This window comes from Staphylococcus sp. ACRSN (genome assembly GCF_022346615.1).
In the GTDB taxonomy this organism is placed as follows: Bacteria; Bacillota; Bacilli; order Staphylococcales; family Staphylococcaceae; genus Staphylococcus.
This window is the reverse complement of record NZ_JAKRNS010000005.1, coordinates 188,350-208,016: the sequence shown is the minus strand read 5'-3', so window position 1 is coordinate 208,016 and position 19,667 is coordinate 188,350. Positions and strand designations below refer to the sequence as shown.

The 19,667-nt window shown below is 32.7% G+C and carries 13 protein-coding genes and 1 pseudogene; 4 read left to right on the top strand and 10 right to left on the bottom strand.

Features of this window, described 5'->3' with window-relative positions; genetic code table 11:
• Positions 1-345 precede the first annotated feature (345 nt).
• Entirely contained in the window at positions 346-894 is a 549-nt protein-coding gene (locus tag MHZ36_RS06900; protein ID WP_239230580.1) for a helix-turn-helix domain-containing protein, read from the bottom strand.
• Between the two features lie 131 nt (positions 895-1,025).
• Between MHZ36_RS06900 and MHZ36_RS06895 the strand changes: the two genes are divergently transcribed.
• From MHZ36_RS06895 to MHZ36_RS06885, 3 genes are all read left to right on the top strand, one after another.
• Positions 1,026-1,601, top strand: coding sequence for a LysE family transporter (locus MHZ36_RS06895; RefSeq protein ID WP_239230578.1), 576 nt, complete (start codon positions 1,026-1,028; stop codon positions 1,599-1,601).
• 213 nt (positions 1,602-1,814) lie between these two features.
• Entirely contained in the window at positions 1,815-2,249 is a 435-nt protein-coding gene (locus MHZ36_RS06890) for a MarR family winged helix-turn-helix transcriptional regulator (protein WP_239230576.1), read from the top strand.
• Positions 2,250-2,268: 19 nt separating this feature from the next.
• Positions 2,269-3,624, top strand: coding sequence for a dihydrolipoyl dehydrogenase family protein (locus MHZ36_RS06885; RefSeq protein ID WP_239230574.1), 1,356 nt, complete (start codon positions 2,269-2,271; stop codon positions 3,622-3,624).
• A 287-nt stretch (positions 3,625-3,911) separates the two neighbouring features.
• On the opposite strand, the gene MHZ36_RS06880 is transcribed toward MHZ36_RS06885, so the two are convergent.
• Positions 3,912-5,339: an aldehyde dehydrogenase family protein gene (locus tag MHZ36_RS06880; RefSeq protein WP_239230572.1), complete on the bottom strand. Its 1,428-nt coding sequence runs from the start codon at positions 5,337-5,339 to the stop codon at positions 3,912-3,914.
• Between the two features lie 279 nt (positions 5,340-5,618).
• On the opposite strand from MHZ36_RS06880, the gene MHZ36_RS06875 reads away from it, so the two are divergent.
• The gene (locus MHZ36_RS06875; RefSeq protein WP_239230570.1) at positions 5,619-6,008 is read left to right on the top strand and encodes a tautomerase family protein; all 390 of its coding nucleotides are present in this window, start codon (positions 5,619-5,621) and stop codon (positions 6,006-6,008) included.
• A 122-nt stretch (positions 6,009-6,130) separates the two neighbouring features.
• Here MHZ36_RS06875 and gtfB read toward each other — a convergent pair whose 3' ends face one another.
• The 8 genes and pseudogenes from gtfB to MHZ36_RS14425 form a co-directional block, all read right to left on the bottom strand.
• The gene (gtfB, locus tag MHZ36_RS06870) at positions 6,131-7,465 is read right to left on the bottom strand and encodes an accessory Sec system glycosylation chaperone GtfB (RefSeq protein WP_239230568.1); all 1,335 of its coding nucleotides are present in this window, start codon (positions 7,463-7,465) and stop codon (positions 6,131-6,133) included.
• Entirely contained in the window at positions 7,458-8,966 is a 1,509-nt protein-coding gene (gene gtfA / locus MHZ36_RS06865; RefSeq protein ID WP_239230566.1) for an accessory Sec system glycosyltransferase GtfA, read from the bottom strand. Before gtfA ends, gtfB begins: the two co-directional genes overlap by 8 nt.
• 17 nt (positions 8,967-8,983) lie before the next feature.
• Entirely contained in the window at positions 8,984-11,377 is a 2,394-nt protein-coding gene (secA2, locus tag MHZ36_RS06860) for an accessory Sec system translocase SecA2 (protein WP_239230564.1), read from the bottom strand.
• Positions 11,361-12,338, bottom strand: coding sequence for an accessory Sec system protein Asp3 (gene asp3 / locus MHZ36_RS06855; protein WP_239230562.1), 978 nt, complete (start codon positions 12,336-12,338; stop codon positions 11,361-11,363). The genes secA2 and asp3 overlap by 17 nt, the downstream gene beginning before the upstream one ends.
• Positions 12,325-13,884: an accessory Sec system protein Asp2 gene (gene asp2 / locus MHZ36_RS06850; protein ID WP_239230560.1), complete on the bottom strand. Its 1,560-nt coding sequence runs from the start codon at positions 13,882-13,884 to the stop codon at positions 12,325-12,327. Before asp2 ends, asp3 begins: the two co-directional genes overlap by 14 nt.
• Positions 13,874-15,433: an accessory Sec system protein Asp1 gene (gene asp1 / locus MHZ36_RS06845; RefSeq protein WP_239230559.1), complete on the bottom strand. Its 1,560-nt coding sequence runs from the start codon at positions 15,431-15,433 to the stop codon at positions 13,874-13,876. Before asp1 ends, asp2 begins: the two co-directional genes overlap by 11 nt.
• 10 nt (positions 15,434-15,443) lie before the next feature.
• Positions 15,444-16,646, bottom strand: a complete 1,203-nt coding sequence (secY2, locus tag MHZ36_RS06840) for an accessory Sec system protein translocase subunit SecY2 (RefSeq protein WP_239230592.1) — start codon at positions 16,644-16,646, stop codon at positions 15,444-15,446.
• A 182-nt stretch (positions 16,647-16,828) separates the two neighbouring features.
• Positions 16,829-19,273, bottom strand: a pseudogene (locus MHZ36_RS14425) (LPXTG cell wall anchor domain-containing protein); the annotation flags it as partial.
• Between the last annotated feature and the right edge of the window lie 394 nt (positions 19,274-19,667).

Genomic DNA, 19,667 nt, shown 5'->3' with positions numbered 1-19,667 from the left:
TCCCCACATTAGCCAAACGTACAATCAAATCTAGTTTAACACCTTATTCAAAAAAATTAAATTGAACGGTTTAATTCAGTAATGCTTATTTTAAATATGATACCTTGACTAATCGTAGGAAAGAGTCTGGGACATTAGTATTTTATTTCATCATAAGACACTTCGTATTGTTTGCGAGACACCTGAGGGAGTAGGGTGAGTGTCGAGACCAAGGCTCGACCCATCCCCCTAGGTAAGCGAGCAATAACAATATGGATTATTGATATAAATAACAAGCCCATCAAATATCAAAATCTTTGATGGGCTTAATGCTGGGTATTAATCTCCCAGACTCTTTTTTTGATTTTATTGGTAGTCAATTACCATAGATATCAACGTACGTTGCTCTCCTGTATTAATATATGTGTGAGGTATATCAGATTTAAATCTCAATGCATCCCCCTCTGTTAAATGTAATACTTCATTTTCAAGATGCATTTCTAATTCTCCTTCAACTATAATAATTGATTCCTCTGAACCGGATAAATGTGGTTCGGATTCTAATTTTGCTTCTGGATCTAATTCAACATGAAAGAACTCAAATGATTTACTTTTTTCAAATGGAAAATATGGAAAAACTTTATATTTTCCCTCTTCTTCTGTTACAGGAATGATATCTGTTTTCTTAATATGTTTGTAATCTGCTTCTGTTTCATTCATCAAACTACTAAATGATAATTTTAACCCATTACTTATTTTCCACACTGTATTGATAGAAGGAATTGTATTTCCCTTTTCAATTTCATTTAAAGATGATGAACTCACACCTGTAAGTTTTGAAAGTTGTTCCAAACTAATCTTATTTTTCTTTCTATATAAATAAATATTTTTAGCTACTATTTTATGGAACTCCATATTTAAGTCTCCTTCTTTATATTGACTTTCCATTATAAAGGATATAAAATCCAGTTAACAGGAATATCCTTTATTTAGGATTTTTTTAATTATATATCCATCATACAGGAAATTATAAGGAGAATACAATTATGCTCATTTCTTTTATTTTATATACTGTTTTTATGAGTTACACGCCTGGACCAAATAATTTATTAGCCCTTGACGGTTCACTGCGTATGGGATTCAAAGGCACCAAAAGATTTCTTTTTGGTATTGGACTAGGATTTCTATCATTAGCTATTATTTGTTTAATATTCAGTACCTTTATTTCACTATATTTTAAAAATTTTGTTTTTATAATTAAGATCTTCGGTTTTATTTATTTAATTTATTTAGCTTATTCCGTATTTACGCATAACGATAAGGATTCAAAATCATGTAGTTGTTATCGATTACGCGATGGCTTATTTCTACAATATATGAATCCTAAAACTATTGTTTATGTACTTACTGCAATAGTTAGCTATGCTACTGTTCAAAGTTCAAATTATTTTGTGATGCTAAGTTATACATTCGTTATTGCCTTAATTGGAGCTTCAGGTGCAATAGCTTGGTCATTAATGGGTGTCTGCTTTAAAAAGTGGTTAATAAAATACAACAAAACATATAAATTTATTATGTCTGCAAGTTTGGTTATCCTAGCTTGTATGATGCTCTTTGACTAAAGAAGAGAGGTTAGATAATTTTTAAACGCACTTCCATTTGTTTTATTCAATCTAGCCTCTATGATTCTTTCTACGAATACTTTTTGATCCTCACTATTCATTTTTTATTTCTTCTTTTAAAATTACATCAAATTTATTATTTGCTTTTTTATATTTGACGCGTTACACTTTAATCAATCGCGCACGATTAATATATTTTATGGAGGTGCATATATGGATGACACAATGAAATTAACGAACCAATTATGTTTTTCCGTTTATAATGTGAGTCGCTTATTTTCAAAATTTTATGAGCAAGTCCTTTCAGATTATGGTTTAACTTATTCACAATATATCGTCTTAGTTTCTTTATGGGAGCAAGATAACCAAACTTTATACAATATAGGACAATCACTTAATCTAAAGAGTAACACCCTAACGCCATTACTTAAGCGATTAGAACAAGCCGGTTGGGTAGATCGTAAAAAAATAGAATCTGATAAAAGACAATTACTTATCAGCCTTACCGAAAAGGGTAAAGATAAAGAGCAAGAAATCTATACTGCAATATCGCAATGTGTCGCTGAACAGATGGATACAAGAGAATATAAACATGCAAAAGAAATGATGGATCGTTTAGAAGATTCATTAAATAAAATTGTGCATTAATTTTTAGGAGGAATGATTTATGTCAGAGCAATTCAATTATGATGTTATTTTCTTAGGTAGTGGGCATGCAGCATGGCATGCTGCTTTAACTTTAAAGCAAGCAAATAAATCAGTAGCAATTATTGAAAAAGATAAAATCGCAGGTACTTGTACAAACTACGGTTGTAACGCAAAAATCTTATTAGAAGGTCCTTATGAAATATTAGAAGCAGCAGAAAGTTATCCTAATATCATTAATCAAGAGCAATTATCTGTAAACTGGGAAAATCTTATGTCTTATAAACAACAAGTTATCTCACCTCTTTCAAATACTTTAGAGCATATGTTCACACAATACGGCATTGATGTATTTCATGGTACAGGTTCACTTGTCAGCGAACACTTAATACAAGTAGATGACCAACAACTTACAGCAGAATATATCGTGCTAGCAACTGGCCAACATAGTAACAAACTTACAATCGAAGGTACTGAGCATACCTTTGACAGTAGAGATTTCTTATCTTTAGAGCAATTCCCTAAACGTATGACAATCGTTGGTGCTGGTATTATCGGTATCGAATTTGCTTCAATTGCTATTAAGAATGGTAGCGAAGTTACAGTCATTCATCACACGGATGAAGCATTAAAAGGTTTCAATCGTAAACATGTAGATAAATTAATAGAAAAATTATCTAAAGAGGGTGTGCAATTCTATCTAGAAACTTCACCTGAAAAAGTTACTAAAACAGATAACGGCTATAGAGTTACAACTACAAATGGAGACACTATTGCTTCAGACTATGTCCTTGATTCTACTGGACGTCGTCCAAATGTTGAAGGCATCGGTTTAGAAAAATTAGGTATCAAATACAGTTCAAAAGGAATTCAAGTTGATGAATATTTAAGAACAGCTGTACCAAATATTTATGCGAGTGGTGATGTACTAGATAAAGTTATTCCAAAATTAACACCAACAGCAACATTTGAATCCAACTATATTGCTGCTCACATTTTAGGAATGGCTACTACACCTATTTCTTATCCAGCCATACCATCTGTATTATATTCATTACCAAGATTAGCTCAAATTGGTGTCACTGTAGAGACAGCGCAACAAAATCAAGATCAATATACAATCAAGACCATTCCATTTGGTAAACAATTGTTATTTGAATATAAAAATGAAACTACAGCTGAAATGGACATTGTATTAGATAATCAAAAACATCTGGTTGGTGCTGAAATTTATGCTAACGATGCACCTGATTTAATCAACTTACTTACGTTTATTGTAAACAAACAAATTACAGCACAAGAATTGAATCAAATGGTATTTGCTTTCCCAGGCAGTTCTAGCGGTGTATTAGATTTATTAAAAATGAATATGATGTAATTTATACAATAATAATGAAATTGATATAACACACTACGCTTTACAGTAATATACAAATGAGTTAAACATTCATCCAACTTTAAAATTAACCACAATGTTGGATAAACATCTTATCCAACATTTTCAAATATATATAAAAGCACACATCTATTAGTATCTCAATTCAAATCAAACTAATGAAAAACTTAGTAAGGAATTGTGTTTAATAGATGTGTGCTCATTTATGTCTATTTTTATTGCGATTTCTACTATTTCAACATTTTATTTTAATAGTAAGAATCAGTCAATTATTGGAAAAAACCTGAGATTGTTTTAACTTCTAGGAACTCTTCAATTCCATAGTCTCCCCATTCTCTACCAATACCAGATTGCTTGTAACCACCAAATGGCATATCCGCACTTCTTGGATATTCATTAATTTCAATAACACCCGCTTCAAACGCAGTAGCTACTTTTTGTAATGTTTCCATATCTGAACCATATACATATGCCGCTAAACCATATTTTGTATCATTAGCAATCTTAATTGCTTCGTCAACATCGTTATAAGTAATGATTGACATCACTGGACCAAAGATTTCTTCTTGTGCAATTGTCATTTTATTGTCTACATTAGAGAATATCGTTGGTTGTACAAAGTACCCTGTTTCAAGTCCTTCTGGTTTACCTAAACCGCCCAATTCTAATGTCGCACCTTCTTCGATACCAATTTCAATAAATTTTTGAATTTGATTAAATTGTTTTGAATTAATGACTGGACCCATTTCAACAGTAGCGTCTTGTGGATCACCTACACGGATTGCTGTCATTTTTTCTTTTACTTTTGCAATAAATGCATCTTTGATTGATTCTGGAACAATTGTTCTTGAACCAGCGATACAAACTTGTCCTGAATTATCTACAACTTTATGCACAGCTGCATCTGCTGCTTTGTCTAAATCAGCATCTTCTAAAATAACATAAGGAGATTTTCCACCTAGCTCAAGCGAAACTTTTTTAAAGTCTTTGCTTGCTTTTTCCATTATTTTACTACCTGTATTACCAGATCCTGTGAAAGATACCATTCTAATTTTTTCATTTTCAGAAATTGGATTACCTACACCCATACCGTCACCATTGACTAGGTTAAATACGCCAGCAGGAACACCTACTTTATCAAAAATTTCAGCTAAGATAATCGCTGCGAATGGTGTTTCTTCAGATGGTTTTAATACAACAGTACTACCCGCTGCAAATGCACCAGCTAATTTTAATGCTGTTTGATTTGTTGGGAAATTCCAAGGTGTGATTAATCCAGAAACACCAATAGCTTCTTTAATCACGATATTGTTGCCTCTACGCTCTCTGAAATTCAGATTATCTAATGCATCTCTAGCTGCTTTAAAATGAGATAGTCCCATTTCATAATGAACATTTTCTGATGCAGTTACTGGTGTACCTAATTCTAATGTCATCGCTTTGACAAGATCATCTTTACGATTCTCATATTCTTTAACAATATCGTTTAATAAATTTTGACGATATTCTACAGAACTATTTCTAAATTCTAAATATACGCTATCTGCTGCATTAACAGCATCTTCAACATCTTGTGCGTTACCTTTAGCAATTTTCCCAAATGCTATTTCAGTTGCCGGATTGATTACATCAATTGTCTCATTGCTATGACTCTCAACCCATTGTCCATTAATATATTGTTTCGTTTGTTCGAACATATTGCCACTCCTCATTCATCTTTTATATGCTTAACCCGTTTATATAAATACTTCATATAAAATTAAGACCAAACGAATATTACGCTTATGCATGAGACATTTCAAATAATCGGCTTAATAAAAATGAGAATGTGCTGTAAATCTTATTATAATGGCAATCGATTTATTTCCTGGGTAATTATTCATACAATTTTAGGGTAATTAAAAAATGATTAGTCTATACGTCTTATGTAAGATTGAAAGCAATTATCAAAATAATAAAGGACAGGTGACAATACAATGCCATTAATTAAAATCGATATGATAAGAGGCAGAACAAAAGAAGAAATTAAAGCGATATTAGATATTTCTTATCATGTAATGTTAGAAACATTCAATGCACCAGACGGTGATCGATATCAAATCGTAAATCAACATGAAGATTATGAAATGCAGATATTAGATACTGGATTAGGTATCGAACGTTCTGATCAAGTTATCATTTTCACACTTGTAACGAGACCACGAACACAAAATCAAAAAACTGAATTCTATTCAAAATTAGTGGGGAAATTGAATGCCGAACTTGGTATTCGCACGGAAGATATTATGATTAGCTTAGTGGAAAATACCGATGAAGATTGGAGCTTTTTTAACGGAAAAGCGCAGTTCTTAACTGGTGATTTATAAGTGATTATTAAAAAACAGTAGTGATAGTATCTATACATCACTACTGTTTTTTATTTTCTATATCAACTTGTTATTTCAATTGTTTCCTTTGTCACAACTTACAATATACGAAATCATTGTAATTAACGCTTAAATAATTGTTGATTAAAGTACTGTTTAGATACTTCATTCGCATGTGTTTTTTGTGCTTTCAAATGCTTATCAAATGTTGTTTTATTTTTAACTATTTTAGTAAACACTTTGATAAATGAGTCAGTCACATTCTCTTTGTTAAATAAATTTTCGGTTGCCGTAACTACTCGATTATGTGCAATCGATTCATAACCCATTATCAATAATTCATTCTCGAATGCTTTATTCAGAGCTCCCAAAATTTCTTTACCTTCATTTATATCTAGATATAAATCACATATTTGATATAAACGTTCAACAGTGTCACTGTCAGCAGTAGGATATAATTTAATATTTGGATAACGACTTAAATTCATTAATTTTGTAGACATTTCTGTAATTGCCGCGATATGGAATGTAACATCTGGGCACTCAGATATAAATACTTCAATATTGTCTATTTGATCCGAATTAGTCATTATCAGGGCTTGCTTAGTATAGTTATTCTTTTTCTTATATTTATAAAGATAACCCGAATCAATGACTTGTTTTCTTTCTACAGAAGTAAGTTGACTTGTAATGGATTCATATTCTTTTTGCTCAGGAATATGAATCATAATATGACGTTGCATTGCCTTTTCCAAAATTAATCTCATATTTCCAGGGATATTCCCTCGACTATCCTCTTGCCAAAATAATATATCATTACCTGGCGTCGTTAGATTATATAGAACAGCAAATGAAGTTGCTAAAGAATTAATAACAAAATTTTGCATTTCAATATTCAATGTTTTGATGAAAAACATAATAAACCCGACTTCAGAATCGAAGAAATGAGATTTGCCTTTCCAATCCAATACAATATCTTTCGTGACATAATTTTCATAAATGACTTCTTTACCATCACGATTCATATATTTTTTGAAAATAGCAACACCTCTTTTATCATATACTGTTTGTGCATATTTAATACCGTGTTTTGTATAATAATCTACAAATCGAACTTGCCCATCTTCGTCTAGCCATTCAACTCGATTAACAACTCTCGCTTTATAATTCGGTTGATAAAATATTTTCCCTCGCACTTTACCCATATCTTTAATTTCTGCACTATCATTCGTTCCCTCAATCACCCAATACTGAGGTACCTCTATTTCATTAAAAAATTTAGGTTTGTCTGATGCAGTAATTTTATTTTCAGCAAAATACTGATAAGGTGACATTATATTATCTGGTAAAAACCCGTTATCATTAAGTACAATTGTTTGGTTATCATGACCAGCGAGTTGTAACGTCTTATATAATCTTTCAGTTTTTAGATCAAAATGTTCAAATAAATTAATCATGGAGCGCCTCTCCCAATAGATTATGCCATTGTTGTTCTATACGTTTTGTCTTAAATGGTTTAGCTATTTTATATGACTCATCATGTGGATGTCTTAACTTACCTTCAAAATATGACACCATATATTCTGACAAGCGTGTAACAATTTCATCCATTCCATCTTCGTTCAACGCAATTGGAACTAAGTATCCATTTTTCTTATCTTTAATAAATGTCGGATTACCATAATTAACATCAAATCCAATCATACCTAAACCTGATCCGACCGCTTCCATCAATGTCAGACCAAATCCTTCACTTGTTGAACCAGATACAAATAAATCATATTGCTTATAGACATGATCTAAATTCACATGTCCTCGCAAACGAATATAATCTGAAGCATTAAATGTTTCAATAATTTGTTGGATATTTCCCTTTTCTCCACCTTCACCATATATATCCAAGGTTAACTGTGGAATATCCTTTTTTGCCTTGATCGCAGCACGTACAATCCAATCAACATGCTTTTCACTCGCTAATCTTGATGCGGTAATCATCGAATATTTAGTTCGAGATTTCTTCGGACGTTTTAATGTATCTAAACTACCAACTGGAATTGTTCTAACTCTTGGCACATAACCCGCATATTTTTCAAATTGTTGGCTCAATAACTCATTTTGTATATCTGTTGCAGTAATAAAGAAATCAATATTTTTCGCGTTTGCAAATTGATACTCGTAAAAGTTATTCCATAATATATGTGTATCATCCATAATACTTTTACTAAAATGTTCCGCATGTACGACTACACCAATCTTACTATCACCTTTATTTTGTAAGACTGATTGACCTATTTTCGTTGCTCTATCCAATATCACAATATCACTACTTGATAATTGTAATCTTCGCATGAAATATGCAACAAATTCTTCTTTACTATATAGCAGTGCATCTTCAAATGCATAGACACTAGAGTCGCCATCTATATATTCATTATATGCAACTGTTCCGTCTTCATTATAGAATTGACGCATATAAAGCTTTGCCTTATTTTCAAAAGGCGCATAGTACTCTGAAAAAGTTCTTACATAACTATAAAAATCTTTACGAATCAACATGCCATTAACAACAAATTCAGCACGATCAACAATTTCACTATCTTTATCCTTTAAATAGCATGTTACAAATGTTTGATTATTATTTAAAATTAATCGCTTTATCTTCCCACTTGCCTCAATTTCAGTAACTTCATTTTCTAAATGACGTTGCACATCATCTACAGTATAAGTTGTCGGTGCAATTTTTATATCTGAAAAATATTGATATAGCCAGATAATTTCACTATCTAAAAATCCCATATTACTTGTTAGTGATTGAATATTTTCAGATTGAATAAAATCTAAAAATACAAATTTCATCTGGTGCTTTGAATTTCTCAGCAATTTAGCACGATAAGCTTGTGCATATTCTACGCCACTACTCGCCCAACCTATTCCAAAGTTAATATTATAAATTGTCATTTCACTACACCTCATAATTATGGAAAATGTATGACCAAATCGCCATCTTCATCATAAGTGATGATACTTTGACACAGGTTCTTAATTATATTTCCCTTTATTTTATAATTCATTTGCTCAAACGACTCTAATGCAACTTTATGATATTCAAAAATAGCATTGCGTTGCCCATTCTGTCTGTTATTCACACTTGCCTTAAGTTGTTGGAGGTTATCCACTTGATTAATCCAAGCACTGTCGATTGCTTTCAATATAGATTTTTGGACAAACCTTATATAAAAATAGTCATTTTGCAATTGTCCTTTATTATCCTCCAATTGCTTTTGAAACTGCTCTAATAAATACTGCGTGACCTCACCATTTTGCTTTAAATTCAACTTTGATATATCATCATTGAATTTAAAGCTGATATTGTCATAAATATATTCAACGAGTTTATCTTTAGTGATAGTCTCATTTTTCATAGTAAAATTGTTTTGGAAAACATCTCTTGCAAGTTGTGCTATATCAAAGTCTTCTACTTTATTTAAATTCAAGATTTTATCACGCTCTTGATAAATCAAATCCCTTTGAACACCAATACTCTTCTCATATTCATTAGACATTTCACGCATAGTCACACCTTGTTCTTCCGATACACGTTGTGCCTTTGTCACTATTTTCTGGACGCGATGCTGAAATACACGACTACCTGCTAATCGTTCAGTATCCATCGATTGTAACCTTTTATTATCACTTAGCTTATCTTCGCCCCAGCGTTGCACGAGATAATCATCTAATGAAATATATATTTGAGACGTTCCTGGATCACCTTGACGCCCCGAACGACCACGTAATTGTTTATCAACTCTGCTGTTCTCCATATGTTCACTGATTATAACTGCTAAACCACCTAATTCATGAACACCTTCCGCTAATTTAATATCTGTTCCCCGTCCTGCCATACTTGTAGCAACTGTTACTGCTGATAACTGACCGGCTTCTGCAATCATTTGTGCTTCTTTCGCTACATTTTGTGCAATAAGCAAGTTATTTGGAATGTTCATTTGAAATAATTCGGTTGAAAATTGCTCTGCCACTTCGGCTGTTCGTGTAATTAATAAGACTGGACGCTTCGTTTCATGAATCTTAACGACGTCTTCAATAATAGCTCGATTTTTATCCTCACTATTCATAAAGACTTTGTCACCAAAATCTTTCCTTTGAATAGGTTTATCAGTTGGAATTTGAATGACTACCTTTGAATACAAATCAAAAAACTCTGATTCTCCCAATTTACCCGTTGCTGTCATTCCTGAAAAACGATCAAACTGTTTAAATAAATTCTGGAAAGTAATTGTAGCCATAACACTTAAATCATCTGAAATTTCAACATCTTCTTTAGCTTCAATCGCTTGATGTAAACCAGATTGTAATTTAGTACCAGGCAACATACGACCTGTAATACGATCAATTAAAACAATCTCTCCATTTTGTATAAAATAATCAAGGTTACTATCAAATAAAAATTTAGCTCGTAACGCTAAATTGATATTTCGTACTAAATCAAAATAACCTGCTTCATAGATATTATCTACATCAAAATAATCATTGGCAGCTTGAATACCTTCTTCAGTTAACCAAATTTCTTTTTGTGATTTATTCAATTCTATATGTTTTTCTTCGTCTAATGTCTCAACAAATGTTTTTACAATGTGAAAAAGATTAGATTGTACTCTTGGTGCACCTGAAATAACCAAAGGTGTTTGTGCAGCATCTAAGATGATTGAATCTACCTCGTCAATGATTGCATAATTTAAATCTGGCAAAAATTTACCTTCTAAACTATCAGCTAAATTATCAATCAAGTAATCAAATCCAATTCTGCCATTTGTTGTATAAACAATGTCATGTTGAAACAACATTTTCTTTTCATCTCGTTGATACTCATAATCTGGTATATCAACAAATCCCAGTGATGCAGATAGCCCTAACCATTCATACAATGGTTTCATTTCAAGATAATCCCTTTTCGCTAGATAATCATTTGTTGTAATTAAATATGCACCTTTTTTTGTGAGCGCATTTAAATACAAAGGCATCGTTGCTGTTAGTGTCTTACCTTCACCAGTCTGCATCTCTGCAATATCACCTTCGTGTAGTGTAATCGCACCGAGTACTTGTACATCCTTAGGATACATGCCTAATACACGCCAACTTGCCTCTCGTACAACTGCATATGCTTCTGGCAATAAATCATCTAAAGCAACTTGCTGCTTCGATAACAACGCTTGAAATGTCTTAGTTTTTTGTTGCAACTGCTCATCAGATAAAGACTTCATCATTTCACTATAGTCATTAATCTTACGCAATATTTTATTCAAGCGGTTTAGTCGCATTTGATTAATTGTTGAATTAATTTTCTGTTTCATTGGCCCCTCCATGATTGACGCGCGCTACATCAAGATGTTTTAAGTAACGCGACGGATTTAGCACAGTGAAAATCGCTTTATTTGCCTTATCATATTCATCAATTTTTGGATTATAAAATACTTCAACTGGAATAGGATTAATCAGTGATTGATTATTAACAAGTTCTTTTAAGCGTTGAGAAAACAGTTCATCTCTTTCGGTTGTTATAAACCCTTTTACATTTGTCTGTTCCAAATGATTGATATTAGACACCAATACATTACCTTTGGCGCCATAACTAATTAAATGTGCAGAAGCATATTTCTCTAATTGTTCTATATATATCTTTAATTGCTGAAGTGTTTCTTCCAAGTCATGAAACCATTGATTTACAACAACAACATTGTTCAAATGGTTTATAGCCGTAGAAGTAAGAGGTAACATCAACATATTACTTGGTTCGACCACTATCATATTTAACACACTAGATTGTATATCTTCATTCTGTATTTCACTAATTTGTAATGTTGGCAGTTCAATTGTGTCATTTTTCTGCTCACTAATTGAAAATTTTTCAAATCTAATATATTGAGAAGCTGCATTAATCATCTGTATTTTATAAGCGAAAGCTTCTTCAGGATAAGTCACCGCCACTTGCTTTTCTTGAACAATTTGCGTAGACAATACCGTACCATTTTTTCTGTAGAAAATGATTTTAAAGTAAATACCTTGTTTAGGTTGGACTTCATAATCAAACTGAAATGTATAAGTATGCCCTTTTTTCAATATAGGTAAAGTTGGTAGTTCTTTATCTAAAGCATAACTTGTCTTCATAACCCAGTCTTGAATGATGATTCCTGAAGGCATTAAAGGGTTCTCAAAAACGGTTACGCCATCTTTGATGGATAACTTTGTACCATACATAAATGTTGAAGGATTAACTTGTTTCCAAAACACTTCAAAATAATTATTTCCCTTCATGTTTAACTCTCCCAAATTTAGTTTCAAGTAAAATGTGATAAAAGTTAATAAACCAATTTGTTATTGTCGGTGAATCATCATTATGTCTACCTGGCACACCTCTACTGATAACTCTTGCTTGTTGCTTGCTTAACAGCGGAAATAATTCTGCATAAGCATGTGCGTCATAGTCATCATGTTGCATATACGCTATAGCAAAGGTTGTATTAGAAATATCGCTTTGTGCCATTACATTCCAAAACTTATTGTTTAAATTTTGGATGTTTTCTGCACTGACACCCTGTTCATTAGTCATTAGGACATCCAATGCTGTACCAAAGTCTTCCGGTCTTAATAAGCGCATATTCTCTGCTATTGTTCCGATATTGACTAACGGTTTTCCTATAATAACCCCAGATGGATTGAGTTGAGCTCCATAATACAACGCACCAAAAGATCCCATAGATAAGCCAGATAATATCAGTTCATCACTTTCAAAACCAAGATAATACAATTTTTCAGCAATTATATCTTTGATTGCAGATTCATATGAATCAGAGCCTATATAAAATGACCCACCTTCAACCCTAGGATCACTAATTAGCAAGAAAGGTGAATTTAATTTATTCATCATAAAATATGCTTCAAATCCTTCTAATGAACGATAACCACTGAAATATACATTTAACGGTGGTTTCAAATCACCTGGATTAAAGTAATAGAAAAATTCTTCTCTATTTTCATCTACATATCTTTGACCACCAAATAAAAATTCGCCCATGTCATATCTAGACCAACGTTTATGAATCGCACCGACTTTAACTTGTCCTTCACCACGTACCTTTAAACTCACACTCGCATATACATCATATGGTCTGCTTTCAATAATAATAGGTCTACTTAAATCATCTTGATTAAGTACTTTTTCATCTATAATCGTATCAACCGTACCACTTTGAATTATGCGTAATGTAAATTCAATTTCAACACCATCTTCTACAACAAATTCCGGCCAAATTTGTGTCGCCTTATGCTTATCACAAACAATATTGTTTTTCCAAGAAACCACTTGTTTCAAAGTTTGTCCGAAGTCACCCGATAATACGAGATACTTATTACCCATAAAAGCAATATCACCTTTGAAACTTTGATTAACAATACAATGCTTTGGATATAACTTATCTCCATATTGTCCTGAAAATGTTACAGCTTTTAACTTTTCATATAAATCCGTGTCATTTTGATATGTTAAAGGACGTGCTATTAATTGCTTTAGTGTCTCATCGTTTTCATATTGCGTATTCCAAAATCCATAATCAACATAGATGTTATACGGCGTTCCAACGATTTCGAGCATCGCTATTAATTTTTCACTATATACCGTTTGTATAAATATAAAATCAAATTGACCATGCTCATCAATAATATTGCGAACTATATTTAAATAATCCGATTCAAGTTCCATCAAATTTGGATCAAAGTAATCCCATTCAATATTTTTACTATTTGCAAATAAGTGTTCTAAATCACTTCCACCTATTTGTAATGCTCTAAACTTACGTTTCATTTACTTCACCTTCAATCCAACGATTCAAACGTCCAACTATTTCTTTTGATGCAAACGTTTCCACTAACTTAATCGAATATGCAAAGGAATAATTCCAATTTTTTAAATGATTTAAAAAGAATTGAATGGATTCTATTAATTTACCAATGTTATCAATGACTAGCCCATTAATTTCATTGACAACGTAATCCGTATTTCTCATATTAATTTGTGGAATACCAGCACTAATACAACCAATTTGTAAAAATAAATCTGGCTCATAATTCAAATCAATAATTATTCTAAGACTTAACAATGCCTCTCTTAAATCTTGTTCGAATGGTACATGTTTAATTTCAATGATTTCAACGTAATCTTCTTCTTCAGCTAAAAACACATTAATACCTTCTTCATCTTCTGCTACGGAATTAAATCTATCATTTACCATTTGAACTTGATCCTTCAACCATTGAGGTAACATTTTTTTATCTTTTTCCGTTAACAATACTAAGCGCATTTGCTCAACTTGCTCAATATATGTGATAACTTGCTGTAAGCTCGTTTGCAACATCCCTTCATCTAAACCATCAATCCAAAACCCAATATATGTTTCATAATATTGACTACTTTTATTCGGTAATACTTGTGCATCAAAGGGTGTAATACGCATGATTGCAGTATTCAAATCATTTTCATCTTTATATTGTTGTAATATTTTTTCATTGTCTAACATATCAACTAACCAATATTTAGCTTGTGAAATAGATTTAAGTAATGAAGATGTCAATTCACTATTTCTCTGCTTAAATATAGAAAAGCATAATTGATATTCACTTAGTATTTGAGATAAGAAGTAATTATGTCTTTCGTCAGCAGCAATAATCATAGGATTCTCTACACTTACCTCTTTTTCCATATACAATGCAAGTCGCTCTTGTAATAAATTTCCCATATTATCATATACAGATTGGTCAAAACGATATTGATACTGTTCACTCACATGTATCGTGCCATCAGTCATTTCAGTTGTAAGTATACAATCTCCATCTATAGTCATATATTCCTGACGGTAAGGTACACCTTGCTCATTAAAATATAATATAGATGACAAATAACCTCGATCATCGAATATAAATCGTTGTATTCTTTGACCATTTTCAAAGTCTTCCATCCATATCATATAACCATCTTGATTAAAATAAACGTTAGAATACGTTGTTTCACTAGTAACACATCGTACTAGATAAGGTGTATAGACAAATTCTGTATTTTCTGGCCAATCCAGCGATTTAAAATCAATAGGCTGAGGTGTATGTGTATCAAACCCTTGAATGTCATCAAACAAAGACCAGTAGTTTGCCTCGTACAAATCATATCTGTGTAAAAATGTACGTAACTCCGGAGAATAATTGAGTATCAACATTTTAAATGACTCATCATTTTTGACATGCATGTTCATTAGACTAATCATGTCATCAAATTCTTTGACTAAACTTTTACTATAATAAGGTGTTGTTTTATCCTCCCACCAATTACCTTTGTTATACCAAGCTGGAATAAAATATTTCATCATAAACTCCTTACCAATACTTAGTTAAAAATTGCTTATATTTATCAAAGTATAAATATGCTCTAATCGTTTCCGTTATGTTAATACCTATATAAACTAAGACAATTAATTGAATTGCAAAATAAATTTGTTGTGATAATTCTGGAACTAACAAAGTGCTATATAAAGGCACACCAATGATTATTGTTACAACAATTGAACCAAACCAACAAACGCGTCTTGCCATACTGTTCAAATACCTTTTCGTTTCTTTACCCGGTTTCACACCTTCAAAGTAGTTCCCACTTTTCAAAAAGTCTTTTGCTTTATTTCTTGTATTTAATAAAAATCTTGAAAGTAAATATCCTAGTATCATTTGAATAACAATATATATTGTTATTCCTACCCAATTATTAAAACTTAACGTTTGTAAATTAACATGTTTGTCAGATATAAAACTATTTACGAATAAATTAATCAGATTGTTTAGTAAAACAAATACTGAAATACTAATCATTATCGAAATACTACCAGAAGGATTAATTTTCCATGCTAGATATGTTTTAATATCCTGATTTGAAAAATTCATAATGTCTTTATAGTTTGTCCGGTATTCAATTAATTCCATGATCAATAATGTAAGTAACGCTAAGATAATCACAACACAAATCAATACGAGTACAAATGTACTCGTATGTAAATGTGCTAACTTTTGTTGAAATAATGCTTTTACAATACTCATCATTACTATTGGCATCGGTCCAGCAATACCATAGCGTGTATTTTGATCAGCAAGCCATACTAAAAACATCGTCCCTGTTACTAATACAAGTAACAGCAAGTAAATATTTTCAGAATGGATTTTATCTTTAATCACATATTCATTTATAACAAAATATCCTTGTGCTAAACAGATAATTAAAGTAAGTATTTTTTCTTTATAATGCTTTTCTAACTTAGTCTGCTTAGCTGCTTTTTCCATATCACGATAAGACAATAATGTAAAAATAATCATTGCCGTTAGCCAAGGCCCTAAACCTAGTGAGAAAACATTTAATGTATTTAAATCTCCACCTGTGTTGGAAACTGCTAATTTATAAAATGAACTCACTTCTTTATGTGTATTTTCCTGAGCAACAATAGATATATTACTTCCCAGTATATAAATCATGAGTATTAGGCACGTAAAGAATATTCTTTTATATAAAATTCTATATTCATTTTGTTTAAAAATACGTTTCACCACATTATTTTCCACAATATACCTCTTTTTTAGCAATATTATATCAAAGAGGCTAAAAACATGTATCATTTTTAACCTAGAAAAATTAATTTATTTTTTAAAATTAATCTTTCTAATATACGATGTCTTAGCCTCTTTGTTTGATATTAATATTTGAATGTTTTAACTACACATTATTTTTTGCTTTCTTTTTTATTCTTTCTTGATTTTCTAATTAAACCAAGTCCTGCAAGCATAGCTAATGTAGCACCAACTAAACCATTGCTATTTTCTGTATCTTTACCTGTATCTGGCAATTCAACTTTTTCTTTATGATTTTTCACTGCTGATTCTGAACCATTGTTAGTTTCTACTGCTAATGATTCTGAAGTGCTTAGTGAAGTTGATGTGCTTGTTGAGTTAAATTCTGATGTGCTCATTGATGTTGATGCGCTTGTTGAGCCTAATCCTGATCCACTCATTGATGTGCTTGCACTTTCTGAATCAGACACTGATGTACTCAATGATGTGCTTGCACTTTCTGAATCAGACACTGATGTACTTAATGATGTACTTGCACTTTCTGAGTCGCTCACTGAAGTACTTAGTGACGTACTTGCGCTTTCTGAGTCAGATACTGATGTGCTCAACGACGTTGATGCACTTTCTGATCCTGATACTGAAGTACTCAATGACGTGCTTGCACTTTCTGAATCACTTACTGACGTACTTAATGATGTACTTGCGCTTTCTGAGTCAGATACTGATGTGCTCAACGACGTTGATGCACTTTCTGATCCTGATACTGAAGTACTCAATGACGTGCTTGCACTTTCTGAATCTGATACTGAAGTACTCAATGATGTTGACGCACTTTCTGAATCAGACACTGATGTACTCAATGATGTTGATGCACTTTCTGAATCAGACACTGATGTACTTAATGACGTACTTGCACTTTCTGAGTCAGATACTGATGTGCTCAATGATGTTGATGCACTTTCTGATTCTGATACTGAAGCACTTAATGATGTGCTTGCACTTTCTGAATCAGACACTGATGTGCTCAATGATGTTGACGCACTTTCTGAGTCAGACACTGATGTACTCAATGATGTTGACGCACTTTCTGAGTCAGACACTGATGTGCTCAATGATGTTGACGCACTTTCTGAATCTGATACTGAAGCACTTAATGATGTGCTTGCACTTTCTGAGTCAGACACTGATGTGCTCAATGATGTTGATGCACTTTCTGAGTCGCTCACTGAAGTACTTAGTGATGTGCTTGCACTTTCTGAGTCAGATACTGAAGTACTCAATGATGTTGATGCACTTTCTGAGTCAGACACTGATGTACTTAATGACGTACTTGCACTTTCTGAGTCAGATACTGATGTGCTCAATGATGTTGATGCACTTTCTGAATCAGACACTGATGTACTCAATGATGTTGATGCACTTTCTGATCCTGATACTGAAGTACTTAATGATGTGCTTGCTGATTCTGAATCAGACACTGACGTGCTCAATGATGTGCTTGCACTTTCTGAATCAGACACTGATGTACTCAATGATGTGCTTGCACTTTCTGAATCAGACACTGATGTACTTAATGATGTACTTGCACTTTCTGAGTCGCTCACTGAAGTACTTAGTGACGTACTTGCGCTTTCTGAGTCAGATACTGATGTGCTCAACGACGTTGATGCACTTTCTGATCCTGATACTGAAGTACTCAATGACGTGCTTGCACTTTCTGAATCTGATACTGACGTACTTAATGATGTGCTTGCACTTTCTGAATCTGATACTGAAGTACTTAATGACGTGCTTGCACTTTCTGAATCTGATACTGACGTACTTAACGACGTACTTGCACTTTCTGAGTCAGATACTGATGTACTTAATGACGTGCTTGCTGATTCTGAATCACTTACTGACGTGCTCAACGACGTTGATGCACTTTCTGAATCAGACACTGATGTGCTCAATGATGTTGACGCACTTTCTGAGTCAGACACTGATGTGCTCAATGATGTTGATGCACTTTCTGAATCTGACACTGATGTACTTAATGACGTTGACGCACTTTCTGAGTCAGATACTGATGTACTCAACGACGTTGATGCACTTTCTGATCCTGATACTGAAGTACTCAATGACGTGCTTGCACTTTCTGAATCTGATACTGAAGTACTTAATGATGTGCTTGCTGATTCTGAATCACTTACTGAAGTACTCAATGATGTTGATGCACTTTCTGAGTCAGACACTGATGTACTTAGTGATGTGCTTGCACTTTCTGAATCTGACACTGATGTACTTAATGATGTACTTGCACTTTCTGAGTCAGATACTGAAGTACTTAATGATGTTGATGTACTTGTCGAAGCACTTAACGAATTACTTGTTGATGTACTTGTACTTGTCGAAGCGCTTAACGAATTACTTGTTGATGTACTCGTACTTGTTGATGCGCTTAACGAATTACTTGTTGATGTACTTAATGATGTGCTTCTTGATGTTGATGTACTTAATGAGGTACTTGTACTTCTTGATGTTGATGTACTAATACTTGTTGATTTGCTTGTTGATGCTGATACGCTTGTACTAGTCGATGTTGATGCACTTGCTGATGATACTGGATCAGTACCAGTAATAGTACCAGTGAAATAGTTATTTGATGTTGTTGTTGATGATGAAAATGGTGTGAATGTCCAAGTATAGTTACTACCAGAACCAGTGATTGGTACTGTCCAAGTTGTAACTAGCCCTGCGCCTTGTTTCGCATAATAACCATTCATCGCATAATCATTTGACCACGAATAACCACTACCAGTTTGAGTTATTGGTAGATTACCTGATGGAACTGCTGTTACCTCTGAACCATCATATTTATCAACAACATAGTTATAAGAGGTAGTAGGTTTCCCATAACCATCACCTAATGTAAACATTGGTGATGTACTTGTAGTTGTATTTTTAATTGAATAACTACTACTCATAGCAGTAGGCGCTTTTTCAACTGTT